This window comes from Solirubrobacter ginsenosidimutans, assembly GCF_027587205.1.
In genome coordinates this window covers 79,425-99,024 of sequence record NZ_JAPDOD010000036.1, presented here as the reverse complement: position 1 = coordinate 99,024, position 19,600 = coordinate 79,425, and the positions used below count along the sequence as shown (strand labels likewise).

Here is a 19,600-nt window from a genome sequence, read left to right as displayed (position 1 = left end):
GACGGCCGCGTCGCCGCCCCTTCCCGGCGGCGCCGCGGACGCCTCCTCGCGGCGTCCGGCGTGCTCGTCGTCAGCGCCGGCGCGGGCATCGCCCTCGCGACCCGCGGGGAGGACCCGCCGCCGCCCGCTCCCGTCTCGCACGCCGTCGTCGCGCGGTCGACGCCGCTCGTCGCCGGCAAGGTCGGCGTCACGCTGCCGCCCGGCTGGAGCGTGCTCTCGTTGCCGGTCGACGTGCCCGGCCTTCCGCACGAGCGTGCGGCCGCGCCCGCCGGCAAGGAGTCGGCCGGCGTCGTGCTGGCGGGGATGGCACCGCGCGACACGCACAACCCGAAGCTCGTCTCGCCCCGGCTCCACGCGGGCAAGCCGTCCGAGGCGCGGCTCGGCGCCTTCCCCGCCTACCGCTATGAAGGGCTGCGCTGGAACGGCCGCAAGCTCACCGTCTACGCCGCGCCCACCTCGGCGGGCGTGGCGACCGTCGCGTGTCTGTCCCCCGCGCCCGGCTGCGAGCGGATCGCCCAATCGCTCACCGTGCCAGGCGCCACGGCCTTCCCGCTCGGCGCGAACCCCGCGTTCGCGGCCGCCGCCAACCGCGCGCTCAAACTGCCGTCCCGCTCGCTCGCCACGGGCACGCCCAAGGCCTTCCGTCTCGTCGGCGGCGACTATCGATCCGCCCGCTCGAAGCTCGCCCGGATCAGCACGGGCCCGGCCGATGAGCCGCTGCGAGCCGGTCTCGCCGACCAGTTGGAGCGCATCGCCGCCGCCTACCGCGGCCTCGCCGCGGCGCGCACACCCGGGCCCTACGCGAACGCCACCAGGCGCGCCCGCGGGGCCGAGGACGCCCTGCGCCGCACCGTTCGCGGCAGCGTCTATCGCGACGCCATCCGCGTCCCGGGCCCGCGGCCGATCCCCACGCTCCGCCACGCGCCGGTCGTCCCGCCACCGACGCCCACACCGGTCCCGCACAGCGACCCCACCCCCGTTCCCACCGCGGTCGCGACCGCCACGGCGGTGCCGACCGCGGCCCATCCGCGCAAACCACCGAAAATGGGCTGCGACCCCGGCCCGTGCACCGGCGGGGACGGCTGACAACCTACGGTTCGTGATCGATATTCGCCGCGCCACGCCGGAGGACGCCGAGGCGCTCGTGCGCATCCACGCGGATGCGAGCGCCTACTACGCGGAGCTCGAGCCCGCGCTGTTCCAGACCCCCGACCTCACGGGCTACGCCGAGCTCGTCGAGCGCGATCTCGCCGAGGCGGACGACACGACCCTTGACCTCGTCGCGGCGGTCGGCGACGAGATCGTGGCCACGCTCTACGCCCGCCTGATCACGCCGCAGGAGGGAGCCGAGTACGCCTACCCGCGCGACGTGACGCGGACACGGGTGGAGATCGCCTACCTCGCGACCTCCGCGCAGCACCGGCGCAGCGGTGCCGGCCTCGCGCTAGTCGAGGCGGCCGAAGCGTGGGGACGTGAGCACGGAGCGACGGTCGCGGAGGCTTCGACCTACCACCGCAGCGCGCTCTCGATCCCGTTCTGGACGCTGGGCGCGGGCTACGCGCCGCGGTCGATCGTCTTCCGCAAGGAGCTCTGAAGCGGCGCGGTAACGCTCGGGTGGTGTGGTGTAACGGCGCCACACCCGACGGGAGGAGAACCCATGAAGGCACTCGTATTCGGCGGCCCGGGGCAGCGGTCCTGGGACAACGTGGACGATCCGGGCATCACGGACCCGACCGACGTGATCGTCAAGGTCGACACGACGACGATCTGCGGCACCGACCTCCACATCCTCAAGGGCGACGTGCCCGCGGTGACGGAGGGCCGCATCCTCGGGCATGAGGCCGTCGGCACCGTGGTCGAGACGGGCGCCGCCGTCACGTCGCTGAAGAAGGACGACCGCGTGCTCGTGCCCGCGATCACCTCGTGCGGGCGCTGCGGGCCGTGCAAGGCCGGGATGGCGGCGCACTGCGAGGCCGTGGGCGGGATCGGGTGGATCTTCGGTCACCTGATCGACGGCGTTCAGGCCGAGTACGCGCGCGTCCCGTTCGCCGAGACGTCCGTGCATCTCGTCCCGGAAGGTGTCTCAGACGAGCAGGTCCTGTTCCTCGCCGACATCCTGCCCACGGGCTACGAGATCGGCGTCCAGAACGGCCGGGTCGGGCCCGGCGACACGATCGCCGTCGTCGGCGCCGGCCCGGTCGGCCTGGCGGCGATGATGACCGCGGCGATCGCCGGCGCGGGGCGGATCATCGCGGTCGACATGGCCGAGTCACGCCTGCGTCACGCCGCCGCCTCCTTCGGCGCGACCCACACCGTGGTGGGCGGGGAGAACGCCGAGGCCGAGATCATGGAGATCACCGGCGGGGCGGGTGTCGACGTGGCGATGGAAGCCGTCGGCGTGCCGGCGACGTTCGACCTCTGCACCCGCATCGTGCGGGCGGGCGGCACCGTCGCCAACATCGGCGTCCACGGGGCGCCGACGACCCTGCACCTCGAGGAGCTGTGGATCAAGAACATCACGATCACCACCGGCCTGGTCAGCGGCAACACGATCCCGACGCTGCTCAAGCTCGCCCGCGACGGCCGCATCGAGGCCGAGAAGCTCGGCACCCACCGCTTCTCGCTGGGCGACATCGAGGAGGCCTACAACGTCTTCGGCGCCGCCGGCGAGCACGACGCGCTGAAGGTCGTGATTCAGGCCTGATAGCGGCGCCACTTGGCAAGGAACTCGTCCGCCTCCAGCTGCGCCAGGTCGGCGCGCAGGGCGCGGGCGAGCTTGCCCGTGTCGCGCGGGCGGGTGTCCCAGAACAGGACGACCTCGCCGGTGTCGATCTCGATCACTTCGACCTGCTCGATCGCGTCGCTGGGGCGGAAGAACCGGCCCTGACGGTGCACGATCAGCTCGTAGGCGCGGTTGCCTCGCATCGCCGCGCCTAGACCGGGATCGCCCGCTCGCCGGACAGGACCTCGCCGCCGATCCAGATGGCGGGCAACTCAGTCACGCCGTCGGCCGTGGCGCGGGCGTTGGCCTCGGCGAGCGCGCGCTTGGTGCTGCCCAGCTCGACGCCCTTGATCACCGCGGTGGGGTGCATCTCGCACGCGGCGGCCGCGATCAGGACGTTGTCGGGCAGTGCGAGATCGCGGCCGGCGGCGAACGCCTGCCGCAGCGCGGCGAGCGAGAAGGCGACGCCGCGGCCGATCCACTTCGCGTACGTCGCGGCGAGCAGCGCCCAGCTCTGGTCCTCGGCGGGGAACGGCTCCGGCCAGCGCATCTGCATCAGGCCGAGCTCCGCGGCGCGGCGCTCGACGTCCTCCCGGTAGGAGGCGACCTCCTCGGCGCAGCGAAACCCGAACGACCCCACGCCCACCGGGATCCACTCCGGCACCTCGCCGAGCGCGTGCAGCGCGCGCTCGGCGACCAGGTAGGACTCGGGTGACGCGAAGTCGTAGTAGAAGCGGGGCTGCTCCGGCTGTTGCTCAGCCGTGGATGAGCCAGCCGTCGGCGGCACGGGCAGCCTCCATGACACCCTCCGACAGCGTCGGGTGGCCGTGGACGATCCGTGCGACCTCGGCGTAGCCGCCCTCGAGCGCCTTGGCGTTGACGAGCTCCTGGATGAGCTCCGTCGCCTTGGCGCCGACGATGTGCCCGCCGACCAGTTCGCCGTAGCGCTTGTCGCCGATGATCTTGATCAGGCCGCCGCGGTCGCCGTAGACCGTGCCGGCGCCCACCGCGCCGTACTGGACCTTGCCGACGACGACGTCCATGCCCTGCTCGCGCGCCTGCTCCTCGGTCAGCCCGAAGGAGGCGACGTTGGGCGTGCAGAACGTCGCGCGCGGAATGTCGATGTACTCGATCGGGTGCGTCTCGAGGCCGGCGGCGTGCTCGACGGCGATGACGCCCTCGTCGGACGCCTTGTGCGCGAGCGCGGGGCCGGGGACGAGGTCGCCGATCGCGTAGATCTTGTCGGCGCTGGTGCGCAGGTTGCCGTCGACCTCGATCAGGCCGCGCTCGCCGAGCTTCACGCCCGCCGCCTCGAGGCCGAGCGCCTCGACGTCGGGCCCGCGGCCGGTGGCGATGACCAGCCACTCCGCCTCGCCGGTCGCGTCGCCGTAGGAGAACGTGACCTTGTCGTCGTGGGACTGGACGTCCTTGACGAGCGTGTTCGTGTGGACCTTGATGTTCTGCTTGGAGAGACCGCGGCCGGCGATCTTGGAGATGTCGGCGTCCTCGGTGGGGAGCACGCGGTCGAGCGCTTCGAAGAGCTGGACGTCGACGCCGAGGCGGCCGTAGGCGGAGGCGATCTCGGAGCCGGAGGCGCCGGCACCGAGCACGGCGAGCGTCTTGGGCAGCTCGGGCAGCGCCCATGCCTCCTCGGTGCCGATCACGCGGCCACCGAAGCTCGTGCCGGGGACGGACTTGGCCACGGACCCGGTGGCGAGGATGATCGCCTTCGACGCGGTGTAGGTCTCGTCGCCCACCTTCACGCCGCCATCGACCAATGAGCCGACGCCCTCGATGTAGGAGATCTTGTTCTTCTTGAACAGGCCGCTGACGCCGCCGGTGAGGGTCTTGACGACCTTCTCACGGCGCGCGGAGACCTTGGAGAAGTCGACCGTGCGCGAGGGGATCTCGATGCCGAACTCGTCGGCGTCGTCGACCTCGGCCAGGATGTCCGCCACGCGCAGGACGGCCTTCGCGGGAATACACGCGTAGTTCAAGCAGCGCCCGCCGACAGTGTCCTTCTCGACGACGGCGGTGTTCATCCCGAGCTGGGCGGCGCGGATCGCCGCGACGTAACCACCCGGCCCGGAGCCGATAACGATGCAGTCAAATTGCTCGGGCATAAGGCGGTGACGTTAGCGCGTAACTAGCAGGATCACCGCGACGACGGCACCACCGATAACAACGATCCATCTCAAGACCTCGGAGGGGATGTGCCGGCCGTAACGCGCGCCGACCTGCGCGCCGACGACGGAGCCGACGGCGATCAGCCCCGCCGCCTCCCACGCCACGTCGGCGACGGCGATGAAGAGGATCGCCGCGACCCCGTTCGCCACCCCCGCGAGGACGTTCTTGAGTGCGTTGAGGCGCTGCAGGTCGTCCGGGAAGCAGAACCGCAGCAGCGACATCAGGATGATTCCCTGCGCGGCGCCGAAGTACCCGCCGTAGATGCCGGTGCTGAACGCCGCGGCGGTGCCCGCGGCGGTGTGATCGACGTCGGCGTGGGTGGACGGCGTGCGCTTGATCGCCATCAGCACGACCGCGAGCAGGATCAGGATCGGGACGACGGCGTCGAACACGGCGTCCGGCAGTTCGAGCAGCAGGATGCCGCCGATCAGCGCGCCGACGCTGGTGCCGCACGCGAGCGTGATCGCTCTTCGCCGCTGGCCTTTGAGCTCGCGCCGGTAGCCGATCACTCCGCTGATGCCTCCCGGCACCAGCCCGACGGTGTTGGAGACGTTGGCGACGACGCTCGGATAGCCGACCGCCAGCAGCACCGGGAAGGTGATCAGCGAGCCGCTCCCGACGATCGCGTTCACGCCGCCGGCCGCGAACCCCGCCGCGGTCACGGCGATCGCCTGCCAGAACGTCACTCGCGTGGCACCTGCAGCCGCGCCATCACCCGGACGAGCAGCCAGAACACGGGCGAACAGGCGCCGATCACAGCGAGCGCGAGCAGCACGGCGAGCAGGTTGCCGGCAAACGCGAGCGAGAGCGTGGACACGATGATCGAGAGCGCGAGCAGCGCCTGGAAGAGCAGGATCACGAGGTACCGGCGCGTCCACAGGCCGGCGGCGACGGCCACCATCAGGATCGCGAACGCGAAGCCGGTGGCGGGCGACTCGCCCCCGGCGCCCAGCGCGGCGGCGATCAGATTGATCGCCGCGATGAACAGCGCGAGCGCGGTCGCGAGCTTGAGGCCGAGCGGGCGCTCATCCGGGCCGAGCGGCTGCAGCTGCGCCTGGATCGCCTCGGTCTTGGCGCGCGACCGCGCGTACCCGCGCGCCATCGCGTCGCGATCGGCCGTCGCGCCGGTGGGGGTTGCGCCGGCGCGGCCCGGCGCCGCGCCGGCCGCGTCTCGCGTCGCCGGCACGTCGTCGGTGTCGTCCGGGCGCGCTGCGCCGGCCGCGTCTCGTCTCGCCGTCCCGTCGGCAGTGTCGTCCGGGCGCGGCTCGCCGTCCGCCGCCCCGACGGGTCGGGCCTCGTCCGCCGGCGCCTCTCCGCGCGGGTCAGCGCTCGACACCGACGCGTCCTTCCAGCGCCGCGCGCAACTCGCGCGCCGCGGCCTCGGGGTCCTCGGCGTCGGTGATCGCGCGGACCACGACGATCCGGCTCGCCCCGCGCTCGACGACCTCGTGCACGTTGCCCGCGTCCAACCCGCCGATCGCGAACCAGGGCTTCTGCACCGTTTCCGCCGCGTGCTCGACGTACGCCAGACCGACCGCCGCGCGGCCCGGCTTGGTCGGCGTCGCGTGGACCGGGCCGACCGCGAGGTAGTCGACGTCGATGTCCGCCTCGGCGGCCGCGGCCTGGTCCGGCGCGTGGGTCGAGCGCCCGACGATGCGGTCCGGGCCGACCGCCGCCCGCGCGATGGCCGGCGGGTCGTCGTCCTGCCCCACGTGGATGCCGTCAGCGCCGCACGCCTGCACCAGGTCCGGCCGATCGTTGAGGATGAAGAGCGCGTCGTGGCCGACGAACGCCGTCGCCGCGCGCACCAGTTCCTCGTCGTCGAGCGACTTGTCGCGCAGCTGGATGAGGTCGACGCCTCCGCGCACGGCGGCGGCGATCCACTCCCGTGGGCGGGCGGGGCAGACGAGGTACAGGCGAGCCGTGGCGAGGCGCTCTCGTGGCGTCACCCACCAGGGGATACCATGAAGCGCAGAACACGGGAGCCCGCAATCGGGCTGAGAGGGCGCCAGCGGGGCGCCGACCGTCGAACCTGATCCGGGTCGTGCCGGCGTAGGGAGGCCGTAACCGCAGTGCCAGTCCAGTCCGAGAGCTTCGACGTTGCCGTCGTTGGTGGTGGCGCGATCGGCCTCGCCTGCGCATGGCGCGCGTCGCAGCGCGGCGCGCGGGTCGTCGTGATCGACTCGGGCGAGCCCGGCGCGTGGAACGTTGCTGCCGGAATGCTGGCGCCAGTCTCCGAGGCCGACTTCGGCGAGCGCGAGTTGCTGCAGCTCGGCCTGCAGAGCTCCATGCGCTACGGCGCGTTCTGCGCGGAGCTGGACGACCCTGGCTACAGCTCGATCAGCACGCTGGTCGTTGCGCGCGACCGCGACGAGGCCGAGGAGCTCGACCGGCTCCTGGCCTTGCAGCGCGAGCTCGGGCTCCTGGTGGACCGTCTGCGGCCGTCGCAGGCCCGGTCGTGCGAGCCCGCGCTGGCGCCGACGATCCGGCTCGCGCTGAACGTCATTTCCGACAACGCGATCGACCCCCGCAAGCTCGTCGCCGCGCTGCGCCGTGCGTTCACCGGGGAGCAGCGGACCGGCCGCGTCACCGGTCTCACCAGGCAGGGCGACCGGGTCACCGGCGTGACGCTCGAGGACGGGACGATCGTCGCCGATCAGGTCGTCATCGCCGCCGGCGTCGACGTCGCGTGCCTCGACATCCCGGAGCATGCTCGCGTTCCCGTCCGCCCGGTCAAGGGCCAGGTCCTGCGCTTGCGCGACCCGAACGGACCCGGTCTCGTGTCGCGGACGATCCGCGGCCACGGGGTCTACCTGGTGCCACGCGTCGACGGTCGCTACGTGCTCGGCGCGACGATGGAGGAACGCGGTTGGGACACGACGCCGACCGTGGGCGGCGTCTATGAGCTGCTGCGCGACATGAGCGAGATCGTCCCCGGGATTCTCGAGCTCGAGATCGAGGAGATCATCGCGGGCCTGCGTCCCGCGACGCCCGACAACCTGCCGGCGATCGGCCGCGGGGCGCTCGAGGGCCTGGTGTGGGCCACGGGCCATTACCGCAACGGGATCCTGTTGACGCCGATCACCGCGGAGCTCGTCGTCGACGCGCTGGCCGGAGAGAGCCTGCCCACGTACGCCGTCGCCGCCGATCCGCGCCGCTTCGAAGGAGTACTCGCATGAAGGTCCTGCTCAACGGCGAGACCGCCGAGCTCTCTCCCGGCGCCACCGTGCTGACCGCGTTGGAGTCGCTCGACCTGCCCGGGGCGGGCCGTGGAGTGGCGGTCGCCGTCGACGCCGAAGTGGTCCCGCGCGGACAGTGGGAAGCGACGCAATTGCACGAGGGGGCGCGGGTGGAGATCCTGCGCGCGATCCAGGGAGGCTGAGATGGCCGTCACCGATACGAACACCGATGTCCTGACCATCGCGGGTGTGGAGCTGGGTTCCCGGCTGCTGCTCGGCACGGGCGGGTTCCGCTCGCTCGACGCGTTGGCGGGCGCCTTGGCCGTCTCGGGCTCCGAGCTCGTGACGGTCGCGCTGCGACGCATCGATCCGTCTTCGCGCGGCTCGATCGTCGACGTGCTCGACCGCGCCGGCGTCAAGCTCCTCCCCAACACCGCCGGCTGCTTCACCGCGCGCGACGCCGTGCTGACCGCGAAGCTCGCCCGCGAGGCGTTCGAGACCGACTGGGTCAAGCTCGAGGTCGTCGGCGATGAGCGCACGCTGCTGCCGGACGCGGTCGCGCTGCTCGAGGCCGCCGAGGAGCTCGTCGACGACGGCTTCGTCGTGCTCCCATACACGAACGACGATCCGATCCTCGCCCGCCGGCTGGAGGACGTCGGCTGTGCCGCGGTCATGCCGCTCGGCTCCCCGATCGGCTCCGGGATGGGGTTGCTGAACACCTACAACCTCCGCCTGATCCGCGAGCGGGCGGGCGTCCCGGTGATCCTCGACGCGGGCATCGGCACCGCCTCCGATGCCGCGCTGGCGATGGAGCTGGGCTACGACGCGGTGCTGTGCGCGACCGCGATCTCCCGCGCCGAGGATCCGGAGACGATGGCCCGGGCGATCCGCCTGGGGGTCGAAGGTGGCCGCTTGGCCTATCGCGCTGGTCGTATTCCACGCCGCCTATATGCGCAGGCTTCGACGCCGGAGGACGGCGTTGCGCAGTTTTGATGCACTCTTGGTGCAGTTAATTCACAAACGCGTGTAGATCGGTTGCATGCGGCGGCGCGAATCTCCCCGGCATGCCGCCACCGAGGGGTCCGCGCTCAGAAAGTAAGCCACACGCTTACCAAGCCATCACGGTCGCCGATCTTGCCGTGGCGAAGCGGGCGGCCGGGCAGTGGGGCGTGCTGTCGCTCGACGAGTTGCGCGCGTGCGGGCTCAACAAGGTCGCGGTCGGCGTGCGCGTTCGCCGGGGCAATCTGCATCGGCTCTACCGAGGCGTGTACGCGGTCGGCCACCGCAATCTGACGGTCGAGGGCCAGTTCCTCGCAGCGGTCAAGGCATGCGGTCCCGACGCTGTGCTCTCGCACTACTCGGCGGCGGCTCTGCGCGAGCTCGTGAGATGGGACGGGCGGCCGTTTGAGATCACGGCGCCATCGGCGCACTCGCATCCGCGGATCAAGGCGCACCGCAGCACATCGATCGAGCGTGTCCTCGTGAAGGGGATTCCGGTGACGCCGAAGCTGCGTACCGTGATCGATCTCGCGGATTTCGAGGACGAGGCGATCGTGAAGCGCGCGTTGCGGCAGGCGAAGTTCACCCGCGCCGAGCTCGAGCAGCTGCCGGCCCGGATCCTCGATCTGGGCGTTGTGCCGACGAGCAGCCCGCTCGAGGATCGCGTCCACGATTTCATCGTCCGGGCAGGCCTCGAAGCACCGCTCGTCAACGCGCCATACCGGCTGCCGACGAGGACGGTGATCCCCGATCTCTATTGGCCACATCTGCGGTTGATCGTCGAGGTCGACAGCGTCGAATGGCATGACGATCCGCTCGCCCGCCGAGACGACGCCGCCCGCCAGGCCGAGCTCGAGGCCGCCGGCGAGCGGGTGTTGCGGGTGACGAGCGTGGACATGCGCAAGCCACCGCTCATCCTGGCGCGGCTCCGTGCTGCGGGGGTCGGAGATGCTTGAGCTACTTCTTCTTCGGACGTGCGGTGTAGCTCTTGCCCTTCTTGATCAGGACCTTCTTCTTCTTGGCGAAGTCCTGAACCTCGACCACCCCCGTCGCGACCTTGGTCACGGTGGTGGTGCAGGTGTCGGTGACGAGCCACTTGGTGCCGCGGACGGTGGCAGCGGAGTACTGGCCCTTGGTGCGGAACTTCCCCTTGCCGTCGCCCCACAGCTTGCGCGTCTTCGGCTTCTTGGCCGCGGCGCTCGCCGAGGACTTCTTGGGCTTCGGGCAGCCGGTGAGCTTCTCCGTCAACGTGAGCACGGTGAATCCGCCGGAGTGGCTGAGCTTGAAGATGCCGTCGTAGAACTTGGCGACGCCGCCGTCGGAGCGGGTGATCTCGACCACGCCCTTGCGGGCATCGACCTCGGCGCCGTTCTTGATCAGCGAGGGACTGAGTTTCACGAACACCTTCGAGCCCGGGAGCTTGATCAAGACGGTGCCCGAGACGGGTGTGATGTCGACGCTCTGGTTCGCGACCGGCGTCGGGGTCGGGGTCCCGGTGGGCGTCACCGACGGCGTGGGCGTGGGGGCCGGCGTGGCTTGCTGCGGCACCGTGACCGTGAACGCGCGCTGCGTCGTCTGGGCGTTGCCGGCGGCGTCGACCGAACGGACGGAGAAGACGTAGTCGCCGGGTGCGAGCGCACCGAACGTCTTCGGCGAGGTGCACGCGCCGAACTCGCCCGTCACCGGGCCGGGCCCGTCGAGCTTGCACGCCGTCGAGACCGCGTCGGCGGCCGAGAAGCTGAACGCCGGCGAACTGTCGGTGGTCGGGCCATCCGGTCCGGAGACGACGGCGGGCGCGGCCGGGGGTGTGGTGTCGACCGTGAAGGCGCGGCTGGCCGGCGTCGCGTCGAGGTTGCCGGCCACATCGGTCGCGCGGACCTCGAAGGTGTGCACGCCGTCGGTGAGCTGCGGCGAGGTGAACGGCGAGGTGCAGTCCACGAACGCCGCGGCGTCGATCTGGCACTCAAACGTGGAGCCCGGCTCGTCGGAGACGAACGTGAACGTCGGCGTGGCGTCGTTCGTCGCGCCGGACGGGCCGGCGCTGATCGTGGTGCTGGGGGCGCCGGTATCGAGGGTGAAGGTCTGCGACGCGGGGGTGGGATCGACGTTGCCGGCCGGATCGGTGGCGCGCACGTCGAACGTGTGCGTACCCGCGCCGAGCGTTGCCGTCGTGAAGGGCGAGTCGCAACTCGTGAACGCTCCCCCGTCGACGCGGCACTCGAACGTCGCGCCGGCCTCGTTGGCGCTGAACATGAAGCTCGGCGTGGCATCGTTCGTCGGAGTCGCAATCGGCGTCAGGGACGTGTTGGGCGCCGTCAGGTCGACGACGAACACGACCGAGGCAGGCGAGGGATCGGGCGTGCCCGCCGCGTTGAGCGCGCGGATGTCCACCGTGTGTTGGCCGGCAGTGAGCGGTCCCGCAGTGAACGGCGAGGTACACGCGGCGTAGGCGGTCCCATCGACGCGGCATTGGAAGGACGCTGCTCCTCCGGTGCCCGTGAACGAGAAGCTCGGCGTGGTGTCGTTGGTCGCCGCGCCGGGACTGCTGGTCACGTCGGTGTTCGGCGTCGTGGTGTCGATCACGAACGTCTGCGCGGCCGGAGTGGCATCCGTGTTCCCGACCGCGTCGGTGGCGCGGACGTTGAACGTGTGACTGCCGTCGCTGAGCGGCGCGGAGGTGAACGGCGACGTGCAACTCGCGAACTGCGCGCCATCGATCCGGCATTGGAACGTCGAGCCGGCCTCGCTCGAGGTGAAGGAGAACGACGGTGTCGGGTCGTTGCCGAGGTTGTCGGCACCGACAGTGATCGTCGTGTCAGGGGCCGCGGTATCGACGGTCCAGCCGCGCGAGGCGGGGGTGGCGTCCGTGTTGCCGGCGGCATCGACCGCTCTGACCTGGAACGTATGGGCGCCCTGCGCGAGCCCGGTGTAGCTCGCGGGGCACGCGGCAAACGCGGCGCTGTCGAGCGAGCACTGGAAGGTCGAGCCCGCTTCGGTGGAGGTGTAGGTGAAGGCGGCGGAGGTGGAGGCGACCGTGCCGGTCGGGCCGCCGGTGATGTCGGTGTTAGGCGCGACGGTGTCGACGGTCCAGGTACGCGTGGCGGGTGAGGCGTCGATGTTGCCGACGCCGTCGGTCGCGCGGACGGCGAAGGTGTGCGAGCCCTGGGCTAGGCCGGTGTATCCGGCGGGGCACGCGGCGAAAGCGGCGCTGTCGAGCGAGCACTGGAAGGTCGAGCCCGCCTCGGTGGAGGTGTAGGTGAAGGTCGCGCTCGTGGAGGACACGCTGCCGGTCGGCCCGCCGGTGATGTCGGTGTTGGGCGCGACGGTGTCGACCGTCCACGATTGCGTGGCCGGGGACGCGTCGGTGTTCCCGGCCGCGTCGATGGCGCGGACCTGGAAGGTGTGCGCGCCTTGTGCGAGGCCGGTGTATCCGGCGGGGCAGGCGGCGAACGCTGCGCCGTCGAGGGCGCACTGGAAGGTCGAGCCCGCCTCGGTCGAGCTGAAGGTGAACGTCGCCGAGGTCGAGGCGACCGCGCCCGTCGGGCCGCTGTTGATCGTGGTGTTGGGCGCGACGGTGTCGACCGTCCACGATTGCGTGGCGGGCGAGGCATCGACATTGCCGACGGCGTCCGTCGCGCGGACCTGGAAGGTGTGCGCGCCTTGTGCGAGGCCGGTGTATCCGGCGGGGCAGGCGGCGAACGCTGCGCCGTCGAGGGCGCACTGGAAGGTCGAGCCCGCCTCGGTCGAGCTGAAGGTGAACGTCGCCGAGGTCGAGGCGACCGCGCCCGTCGGGCCGCTGTTGATCGTGGTGTTGGGCGCGACGGTGTCGACCGTCCACGATTGCGTGGCGGGCGAGGCATCGACATTGCCGACGGCGTCCGTCGCGCGGACCTGGAAGGTGTGCGCGCCTTGTGCGAGGCCGGTGTAGCCGGCGGGGCAGGCGGCGAAGGCGGCGCCGTCGAGGGCGCATTGGAAGGTCGAGCCCGCCTCGGTCGAGCTGAAGGTGAACGTCGCCGAGGTTGAGGACACGTTCCCGCTCGGCCCGCTGTTGATCGTCGTGTTGGGCGCGACGGTGTCGACCGTCCACGATTGCGTGGCGGGCGAGGCGTCGACATTGCCGACGCCGTCCGTCGCGCGGACCTGGAAGGTGTGCGCGCCTTGTGCGAGGCCGGTGTAGCCGGCGGGGCAGGCGGCGAACGCGGCGCCGTCGAGGGCGCACTGGAAGGTCGAGCCCGCCTCGGTCGCCGTGTAGGTGAACGTGGCCGAGGTCGAGGCGACCGTCCCCGTCGGTCCGCCGGTGATGTTCGTGTCGGGTGGCGTCGTGTCGACCGTGAACGAGCGCGACGCCGGCGTGTTGTCCACGCCACCCGCGGCCGACTGCGCGCGGACCTCGAAGGTGTGCGAGCCCTGGGCGAGCGGGACGGTGGTGAACGGCGTGCTGCAGGCCGCGAACTGCGCGCCGTCGACCCGGCATTGGAAGCTCACCGCGCCGCCCGCCCCGGTGAAGGTGAACGTCGGCGTGGTGTCGTTGGTCGGCCCGTTCGGCCCGCCGGTGATCGTCGTGTCGAGTGCCGCGACGGTGAACAACCGGGACGCCACAGGACCGCTCGGGAACGCCGAATCGCGCACCGAGAACGTGTAGGACCCGTTGCCCAGGCCGGTGTAGAGCGCCGCGTTGGACTTGTAACACGTGACGAAGCCCGCGGACTGGCCGGGTCCGGTGAGCTGGCAGACCGGGTCGGCGCTCGGATCGGTCGAGCTGAAGTCGAACTGGACGCTGTCGGTGGTGATCGTCGTCCCGTTCGGCCCGCTCGTGATGGTGTAGGTGGCGGGCACGTCGAGCTCATACGCGCCGGAGTCGCACGCCGTGCCCTGCGGGCGGTACAGACCGCGCTGATCGAGCGTGCCCGCGGCGCAGTTGCTGCCCACCGCCAGGCGATCGACCGCGGGGCTGGCCCCGCTGATCGGGAGGACGTCGACGTCGCCGCCCGCGCTCGCGAGCTTCGTGTCGAGCTGCGGATTGCCCGTGAAGTTGAAGCCGCAGGTGTCGTTGTCCTCGACGTTGGCGCCGGCGTCGGTGGGCTTGACCGCGTTGCAGTTGACCGTCGCGGTGCCGATCTTGTTGCGCGCGAGGATGCTCCCCGCGATCGACGTCCGGCCTGCCGCGGTGCTCGAGATGCCGCCGGCGGCCGCGCCGGTCCCGCCGACGTTGTCGGCCACCGTCGAGCGGACCACCGAGAGGATGCCGCCGAGGTTGACCGCGGCGATGCCGCCGGTGCCCCCGGCCGCGGCGGTGTTGTTGAAGACCGTCGAGTCGGTGAGCGCGATGCCGGTGATCGGCTGCGTCTCGGTGTTGCCGACGTTGACCAGGCCGCCGCCCGTCGTGGTCGCGGTGTTGCCGTCGATCAGGCTGTGGGCGATCTGGGTGATCCCGTTCTGCAGGTTCGCCACGCCGCCGCCGCGCGCCGCCTGGCTGCCCGTGATGTGCACGGAGTCCAGCACCAGGCTGCCCTGATTGAGCACGCCGCCGCCGTCGTTGGAGCCGGCCTGCCCCGCGGCGCCGTTGCGGATCGTGAAGTGGCTGAGGGAGACGGTCGCCCCGGCCGCGACCCGCAGCCCGCGGTACTTCGCGCCCCCGTCGATGATGTTCGTGCGGGCGCTGGTGCCGACGATCGTCATGTCCGACCCGACGGCGAGATCGTTGTTGATGTTGATCGTGCCGGCGGGGACGTTGATCGTGTCGGCGGGCCGTGTGATCTCCGCCGCGGCGATCGCTGCGCGCAGGCTCGGGCAGGTCGTGCCCGCACAACCGGTCGGCGTATCGCTGCTGCCGTTGGTGACCGTGAAAACGTCGGCTCGAGCCGGGGACGCGAGCGCCAGCGCTGCGAGCACGGCGATGAAAGCGGCGCCCAAGCGCATCTCAAGCGACACTAACCCGAACTTGGAGCATCAAGCAAGGCCCAAACGGTCAGTCACCGCTTAGGCCTGGCGGTGTAGCGCTTGCCCTGTTTGAGGAGGATCGTCTTGCGCTTGGCGAAGTCCTCGACGGCGACCACGCCGCGCACCACGCGCGTGAGCGTGGTGGTGCACGTGTCCTGGACGAGCCACTTGGTGCCGCGGACGGTGGCGGCGCTGTACTGGCCCTTGGTGCGGAACTTGCCCTTGCCGTCGCCCCAGAGCTTGCGGGTCTTCGGCTTCGCGGCCGCGGCCCGCGCCGGCGAGGACTGCTTGGCCTTCGGGCAGCCCGTGAGCTTCTCCGACAGCGTGAGCGTGGTGATGCCGCCGGACTGCGAGAGCTTGAAGATGCCGTCGTAGAACTTGGCGACGCCGCCGTCGGAGCGCGTGATCTCGACGATCCCCTTGCGCGCGTCGACCTCGGCGCCGTTGGCGATCACGGAAGGGCTGAGCGGCTCGAACGTCTTGGCGCCCTTGAGCTTGACGAGCACCGTGCCGCCCACCGGCTTGGCGCCGACGCTCTTCCCGGCGACCGGGCTCGGCGCGGGAGTGGCCGTCGGGCTGGGGGTCGCGGTCGCCGCCGGCAGCACGACCGGCGGGAGCACCGTGAACGTCCGCCGCTCGGGCGTCGCGTCGACGTTGCCGAAGGCGTCGACGGCGCGGACCGTGAACGTGTGCTCGCCCACCGCCAGGCCGTCGAACGCGACCGGAGACGCACACGGCGCGAAGGCCGCGTCGTCGAGCGAGCATTCGAACGTCGCTCCGGTCACGGGCGAGGTGAACTCGAACGGGCCGTCCCCGGCGAGCGTCGTCTCGGGTGGGGTCGCGTCCATGAAGAAGGAGACGGTCGCCGGGGAGGCGTCGGCGTTGCCGGCCGTGTCGACGGCGCGGACGGTGAAGGTGTGCAGGCCGCGCTCGAGCGGTGCGGTCGTGAACGGCGAGGTGCACACGGTGAGCGCGTCGTCGTCCACGGCGCACTCGAACGCGCCGGTCTCGGTCGCGGTGAACGTGAAGGTGGGGGTGTTGTCGCCGGTCGTCGCGGGAGGGTTGCCGGTGATCGTCGTGTTCGGCGCGGTCGTGTCGACGACGAAGGTCTGGCTCGCCGGGGAGGCGTCGGCGTTGCCGAGCGCGTCGACCGCGCGCACCTGGAACGTGTGCGTGCCCTGGGAGAGCGCCGGCACCGTCCGCGGCGAGGTGCAGGTCGCGAACGCCGCGGTGTCGACGCGACACTGGAACGTCGCTCCCGCCTCGGAGGAGAAGCTGAAGGTCGGCGTCGTGTCGTTGGTCGGCGAGGCGATCGGTATGAGCGTCGTGTCCGGCGCGGTCACGTCGACGGTGAACGAACGGGACGCGATCGGCGGGTTCGTGAAGGTTCCGTCCAGCGCGCGGACCGAGAACGTGTAGGCGCCACTCCCGAGCCCGCTGTAGCTCTGCGCCGTCGGGCTCGTGCAGGCGGCGAACGCCCCGGACTGCCCCGGACCGGTCATCCGGCACTGCAGCGACACGCCCGGCTCGGTCGTCGAGAACCCGAACGACGCGGTCGCCGACGCCACCGTCCCGGTCGGGCCGGAGGTGATCGTCACCGTCGGCGCCTGGTCGACCTCGTAGGCGCCGGCGTCGCACGCCGTGCCCTGCGGGCGGGTGACGCCGCGCTGGTCGACGGTGCGTGGCGTGCACGCGGCGACGTCCACCGCGGAGCTGTTCGACGGGATGGTGAGCGCGGGTGGCTGGGAAGTGTCCAGCGCCGCGGCGAGCTGCGGGTCGGTGTGGACGCCGCCGAGGCCGCACTGGTCGGCGCTGTCGGGCGTCACGTTGCCGCCGTCATCCGTGGCCGCGGAGGCGAGCGCGCAGTTGGAAGGCAAGTCCTGCGGGCCAGGGCCGAAGTTGAACGTCGACGTGTTGCCGGCCACGATCGAGCCCTGGAAGCGGGCGTTGGTGGCCGCCGACGAGATCCCGCCCGCCCCGCCGCTCGGCGTGCCGGCGCGGGCGTTGTTGCGGGCCAGCGTCACACCGCGCAGCACCGGCGCCTGCCCGGTGTTGTTCTCGATCGCGATCCCGCCGCCGTTGCGCGCCGAGTTCGACGCGATCGTCGAGTCCTGGATCGTGATGGGCGTCGCGGTCGTCTGGCCCTGGACGTAGATGCCGCCGCCCGCCGCGGTGAGCGCGGTGCCGGTCGCGGTGTTGGCGTCGATCAGGCTCGACTGGATCGTCAGCGAACCCGCGCCGAGCACGCCGATCCCGCCGCCCTGCGGCGCGCTGCCGCCGGTCACCCGGACGCGGTTGAAGGTCGCGGTCGCCTGGCTGGAGACCAGCACGTTGCCGCCTTGCCCGGAGGTGATCGTGCCGCCGCGCAGGGTGACCCCCGTGACGGTGACGCCGGCCGAGCTGCCGATGACGAGCGCGCGGATCGTCCCGGGCGACTGGATCGCGGTCGAGTTCGCGCCCGCGCCCTGGATCGTGATCCGCGTCGCGCCGTTCGGCACGGTCAGCGCGCCGGACGCGGCGGTGACCGCGTAGGTGCTGCCGGCGGCGAGGACGATCACGTCGTCGGCGGTGTTGCCGTTGGCCGCCGCCGCGGCGATCGCCGTACGGACCGTGCAGAGCGTGGCGGTGCATCCCGCGGCGCCCGGCGTGTCCGCCGTCGTCGTCACCGTGAACGTCGCGGCCTGGGCCGGTGCCGCGGTCACGAGCATGGCGAGCCCCAATAGAGCTACGGTGCGCACGCTCATCTGCGAGCGACCCTAACCGGGCCATTGACCGTTGGGCAAGAGCCGAACGGTCCGATCATTCGGGCACGGCTTACTTCTTCGGCTTGGCGAGGTAGCTGCGGCCCGCGCGGAGCAGCACCGTCTTGCGCCGCGCGCTGTCGCGGACCGATACGACGCCCTGCGAGGCTCGCGTGAACGTCCCGTCGCAGGAGTCCTCGACCAGCCACTTGCCACCACCGGTCGTCGCCGTTCCGGACCTGCCCTTGATGCGGAACTTGCCCTTGCCGTCGCCCCAGAGCTTGCGGGACTTGGGGTTCGCCGCGGGCGCCTTCGTCCTCTTGCAGGGCGCGAGCGTCTCGCTGAGCGTGAGCTCGAGGTAGCCACTGACCTGCTGCACCACGAAGAGCCCGGCGTAGAACGTCGCGCGTTCGAAGGCCTTGCCGTCGGCGGGCTCGACGGTGAGGACGGCCTTGCCCTTACGGGCATCGATCTCCGAGCCGAGCGGGACCGCCGACGACCGCGAGATCGCCACGAACTCGGTCGTTCCCGGCTTGCGCACGAGGATCGTCCCGCTCGACGCGCGCACGACGACGCTCTCGCCGGCCTGCGGCGTCGGGGTCGGCGGGGCGATCGCGACCGGTTCCGGGGCGGGAGTGGGCGCCGCTTCCGGGATCGCGACGACGGGCGGAGCGGCGACCGTGAAGGCGGTCGGCGCAGCGTCGGAGTGGTTGCCGGCCTCGTCGAACGTTCGCAGCGTGAAGCGGTAGCTGCCGGGTGGCAGATCGGGATAGGCCTTCGGCGACGTGCAGGCGCGGAAGCCGCTGTCGCCCGACGGCCCCTCGAGCCGGCACTGGAAGGAGCTGCCGCTCTCCGCGGGAGCGAAGGTGAACGTCGTCTCCGAACGGGCCGGGGCGACCGCGGCCGGCGCGGAGCGGTCGACGACGACGGTGACCGGGACCGGCTCGCTCGACAGGCCGGCGGCGTCCTTGGCCGTGATCTCGACGCGGTACTCGCCGTCGTCCGGGGTGGGGACGACGAAGGGCGACGAGCAGTCCTGCGGTGCCGGAACGTCTGTCGAATGCGCGACCGAGCAGGTGAACGTCGCGGCCTCGGACGCCGTGAAGGCGATCGTCACCGGCGTCGCGTTGGTCAGGCTCGGCGGCGCGGAAGTGATCGTGACCGCGGGGGCGATCGTATCGACGCGCACCGTGCGCGTCGCCGGCGCCGAGACGTTGCCCGCCGCGTCGAATGCCGTGGCCGTGAGGACGTGCGTCCCGTCGGCGAGGCCGTCGAGCTTCAGCTGCCACGTCCCGTCGGCGCCTAGCGTCGCGGCTCCCTTGTCGACGTCGTTGTCGGAGACGCGCACGGACGTGGCGTCCGCGGCGAGCGTCCCGTCGAGCACGACGGATGCGCCGACCACGGCGTTGTCGGCCGGTGACGTGATCGCCGGCGGCGCCGGCGGGACCGTGTCGACGGTGAACGACCGCGTGGCGCTGAGCGCGGGGTCGTGGGTGTCGGACGGCGAGACGACGAGCCGGTAGTCGCCGTCGGGCAGGTCAGTGAGCTGGTATGGCGAGGTGCACGAGACGTTCGCGGGGTTCGGTTCCACGCGGCAGTCCGTGGGGAACGCGGCCGTGAACCCGAAGCTCGGGGAGCGGTTGTTCGTCGGCCCGCTCGGGCCGGCGGTGAAGACCACGGGATCGGCCTGGGCGTGCGCCGCGGGAGCGAACGCCAGACAGGCGGCCGCGATCCCGATCGTCATCCACTTCCAGCGCATCCGTTCCTTCCTCGGGCCTCTGGTCGAGGTTAACCGAGCACCGTCGCGTGGCTACGCCAACGATCGTCCACTT

The 19,600-nt window shown here is 71.6% G+C and carries 15 protein-coding genes, 1 pseudogene and 1 riboswitch; of the genes and pseudogenes, 7 read left to right on the top strand and 9 right to left on the bottom strand.

All coding sequences use genetic code 11. From position 1 onward, the window contains the following. The 3 genes and pseudogenes from OM076_RS30720 to OM076_RS30710 all read left to right on the top strand — a co-directional run. A pseudogene (locus OM076_RS30720) lies at nt 1-1,086 on the top strand (hypothetical protein); the annotation flags it as partial. Nucleotides 1,087-1,099: 13 nt separating this feature from the next. Beyond that, nucleotides 1,100-1,594 carry a GNAT family N-acetyltransferase gene (locus OM076_RS30715; protein ID WP_270043953.1) on the top strand — a complete coding sequence of 165 codons (495 nt, stop codon included), beginning with the start codon at nt 1,100-1,102 and terminating at the stop codon, nt 1,592-1,594. Between the two features lie 63 nt (nt 1,595-1,657). Beyond that, nucleotides 1,658-2,704 carry a zinc-binding dehydrogenase gene (locus tag OM076_RS30710; protein WP_270043952.1) on the top strand — a complete coding sequence of 349 codons (1,047 nt, stop codon included), beginning with the start codon at nt 1,658-1,660 and terminating at the stop codon, nt 2,702-2,704. Here OM076_RS30710 and OM076_RS30705 read toward each other — a convergent pair. The 6 genes from OM076_RS30705 to thiE are packed head-to-tail and all read right to left on the bottom strand — an operon-like array spanning nt 2,695 to nt 6,858. Then, on the bottom strand, nt 2,695-2,925 hold the full coding sequence (locus OM076_RS30705; protein WP_270043951.1) for a hypothetical protein: 231 nt from the start codon (nt 2,923-2,925) through the stop codon (nt 2,695-2,697). The genes OM076_RS30710 and OM076_RS30705 overlap by 10 nt on opposite strands. 8 nt (nt 2,926-2,933) lie before the next feature. After that, a complete protein-coding gene (locus tag OM076_RS30700) occupies nt 2,934-3,509 on the bottom strand; it encodes a DsbA family protein (RefSeq protein WP_270043950.1) in 576 nt (191 codons plus the stop codon). Continuing rightward, entirely contained in the window at nt 3,478-4,845 is a 1,368-nt protein-coding gene (lpdA, locus tag OM076_RS30695) for a dihydrolipoyl dehydrogenase (RefSeq protein ID WP_270043949.1), read from the bottom strand. Before lpdA ends, OM076_RS30700 begins: the two co-directional genes overlap by 32 nt. A 12-nt stretch (nt 4,846-4,857) precedes the next feature. Further along, nucleotides 4,858-5,595 carry a sulfite exporter TauE/SafE family protein gene (locus OM076_RS30690; RefSeq protein WP_270043948.1) on the bottom strand — a complete coding sequence of 246 codons (738 nt, stop codon included), beginning with the start codon at nt 5,593-5,595 and terminating at the stop codon, nt 4,858-4,860. Continuing rightward, complete coding sequence (locus OM076_RS30685) at nt 5,592-6,245, bottom strand: hypothetical protein (protein WP_270043947.1); 654 nt, start codon at nt 6,243-6,245, stop codon at nt 5,592-5,594. The genes OM076_RS30690 and OM076_RS30685 overlap by 4 nt, the downstream gene beginning before the upstream one ends. Further along, nucleotides 6,232-6,858, bottom strand: coding sequence for a thiamine phosphate synthase (gene thiE / locus OM076_RS30680; RefSeq protein WP_270043946.1), 627 nt, complete (start codon nt 6,856-6,858; stop codon nt 6,232-6,234). The genes OM076_RS30685 and thiE overlap by 14 nt, the downstream gene beginning before the upstream one ends. A 19-nt stretch (nt 6,859-6,877) precedes the next feature. Beyond that, a riboswitch (TPP riboswitch) is annotated at nt 6,878-6,985 on the top strand. Between thiE and thiO the strand changes: the two genes are divergently transcribed. The 4 genes from thiO (at nt 6,982) to OM076_RS30660 (ending at nt 10,043) form a co-directional block, all read left to right on the top strand. Beyond that, nucleotides 6,982-8,088 carry a glycine oxidase ThiO gene (gene thiO / locus OM076_RS30675; protein ID WP_270043945.1) on the top strand — a complete coding sequence of 369 codons (1,107 nt, stop codon included), beginning with the start codon at nt 6,982-6,984 and terminating at the stop codon, nt 8,086-8,088. It overlaps the preceding riboswitch by 4 nt. Further along, on the top strand, nt 8,085-8,291 hold the full coding sequence (thiS, locus tag OM076_RS30670) for a sulfur carrier protein ThiS (RefSeq protein WP_270043944.1): 207 nt from the start codon (nt 8,085-8,087) through the stop codon (nt 8,289-8,291). Before thiO ends, thiS begins: the two co-directional genes overlap by 4 nt. A 1-nt stretch (nt 8,292) precedes the next feature. After that, nucleotides 8,293-9,081 carry a thiazole synthase gene (locus OM076_RS30665; RefSeq protein WP_270043943.1) on the top strand — a complete coding sequence of 263 codons (789 nt, stop codon included), beginning with the start codon at nt 8,293-8,295 and terminating at the stop codon, nt 9,079-9,081. Nucleotides 9,082-9,227: 146 nt separating this feature from the next. Further along, nucleotides 9,228-10,043 carry a type IV toxin-antitoxin system AbiEi family antitoxin domain-containing protein gene (locus OM076_RS30660; protein ID WP_270043942.1) on the top strand — a complete coding sequence of 272 codons (816 nt, stop codon included), beginning with the start codon at nt 9,228-9,230 and terminating at the stop codon, nt 10,041-10,043. A gap of 1 nt (nt 10,044) precedes the next feature. Here OM076_RS30660 and OM076_RS30655 read toward each other — a convergent pair whose 3' ends face one another. From OM076_RS30655 to OM076_RS30645, 3 genes are all read right to left on the bottom strand, one after another. Beyond that, complete coding sequence (locus OM076_RS30655; protein WP_270043941.1) at nt 10,045-15,006, bottom strand: Ig-like domain-containing protein; 4,962 nt, start codon at nt 15,004-15,006, stop codon at nt 10,045-10,047. A gap of 53 nt (nt 15,007-15,059) precedes the next feature. Next, a complete protein-coding gene (locus tag OM076_RS30650) occupies nt 15,060-17,771 on the bottom strand; it encodes an Ig-like domain-containing protein (RefSeq protein ID WP_270043940.1) in 2,712 nt (903 codons plus the stop codon). A gap of 70 nt (nt 17,772-17,841) precedes the next feature. Further along, the gene (locus tag OM076_RS30645; protein ID WP_270043939.1) at nt 17,842-19,527 is read right to left on the bottom strand and encodes an Ig-like domain-containing protein; all 1,686 of its coding nucleotides are present in this window, start codon (nt 19,525-19,527) and stop codon (nt 17,842-17,844) included. Between the last annotated feature and the right edge of the window lie 73 nt (nt 19,528-19,600).

Excerpts from the sequence above, each read along its gene's own strand:
- OM076_RS30710 (WP_270043952.1), top strand. The coding sequence starts at position 1,658 with ATGAAGGCACTCGTATTCGGCGGCCCGGGGCAGCGGTCCTGGGACAAC.
- OM076_RS30705 (WP_270043951.1), bottom strand. The coding sequence starts at position 2,925 with ATGCGAGGCAACCGCGCCTACGAGCTGATCGTGCACCGTCAGGGCCGG.
- lpdA (WP_270043949.1), bottom strand. The coding sequence starts at position 4,845 with ATGCCCGAGCAATTTGACTGCATCGTTATCGGCTCCGGGCCGGGTGGT.
- thiS (WP_270043944.1), top strand. The coding sequence starts at position 8,085 with ATGAAGGTCCTGCTCAACGGCGAGACCGCCGAGCTCTCTCCCGGCGCC.
- OM076_RS30665 (WP_270043943.1), top strand. The coding sequence starts at position 8,293 with ATGGCCGTCACCGATACGAACACCGATGTCCTGACCATCGCGGGTGTG.
- OM076_RS30655 (WP_270043941.1), bottom strand. The coding sequence starts at position 15,006 with ATGCGCTTGGGCGCCGCTTTCATCGCCGTGCTCGCAGCGCTGGCGCTC.
- OM076_RS30650 (WP_270043940.1), bottom strand. The coding sequence starts at position 17,771 with ATGAGCGTGCGCACCGTAGCTCTATTGGGGCTCGCCATGCTCGTGACC.
- OM076_RS30645 (WP_270043939.1), bottom strand. The coding sequence starts at position 19,527 with ATGCGCTGGAAGTGGATGACGATCGGGATCGCGGCCGCCTGTCTGGCG.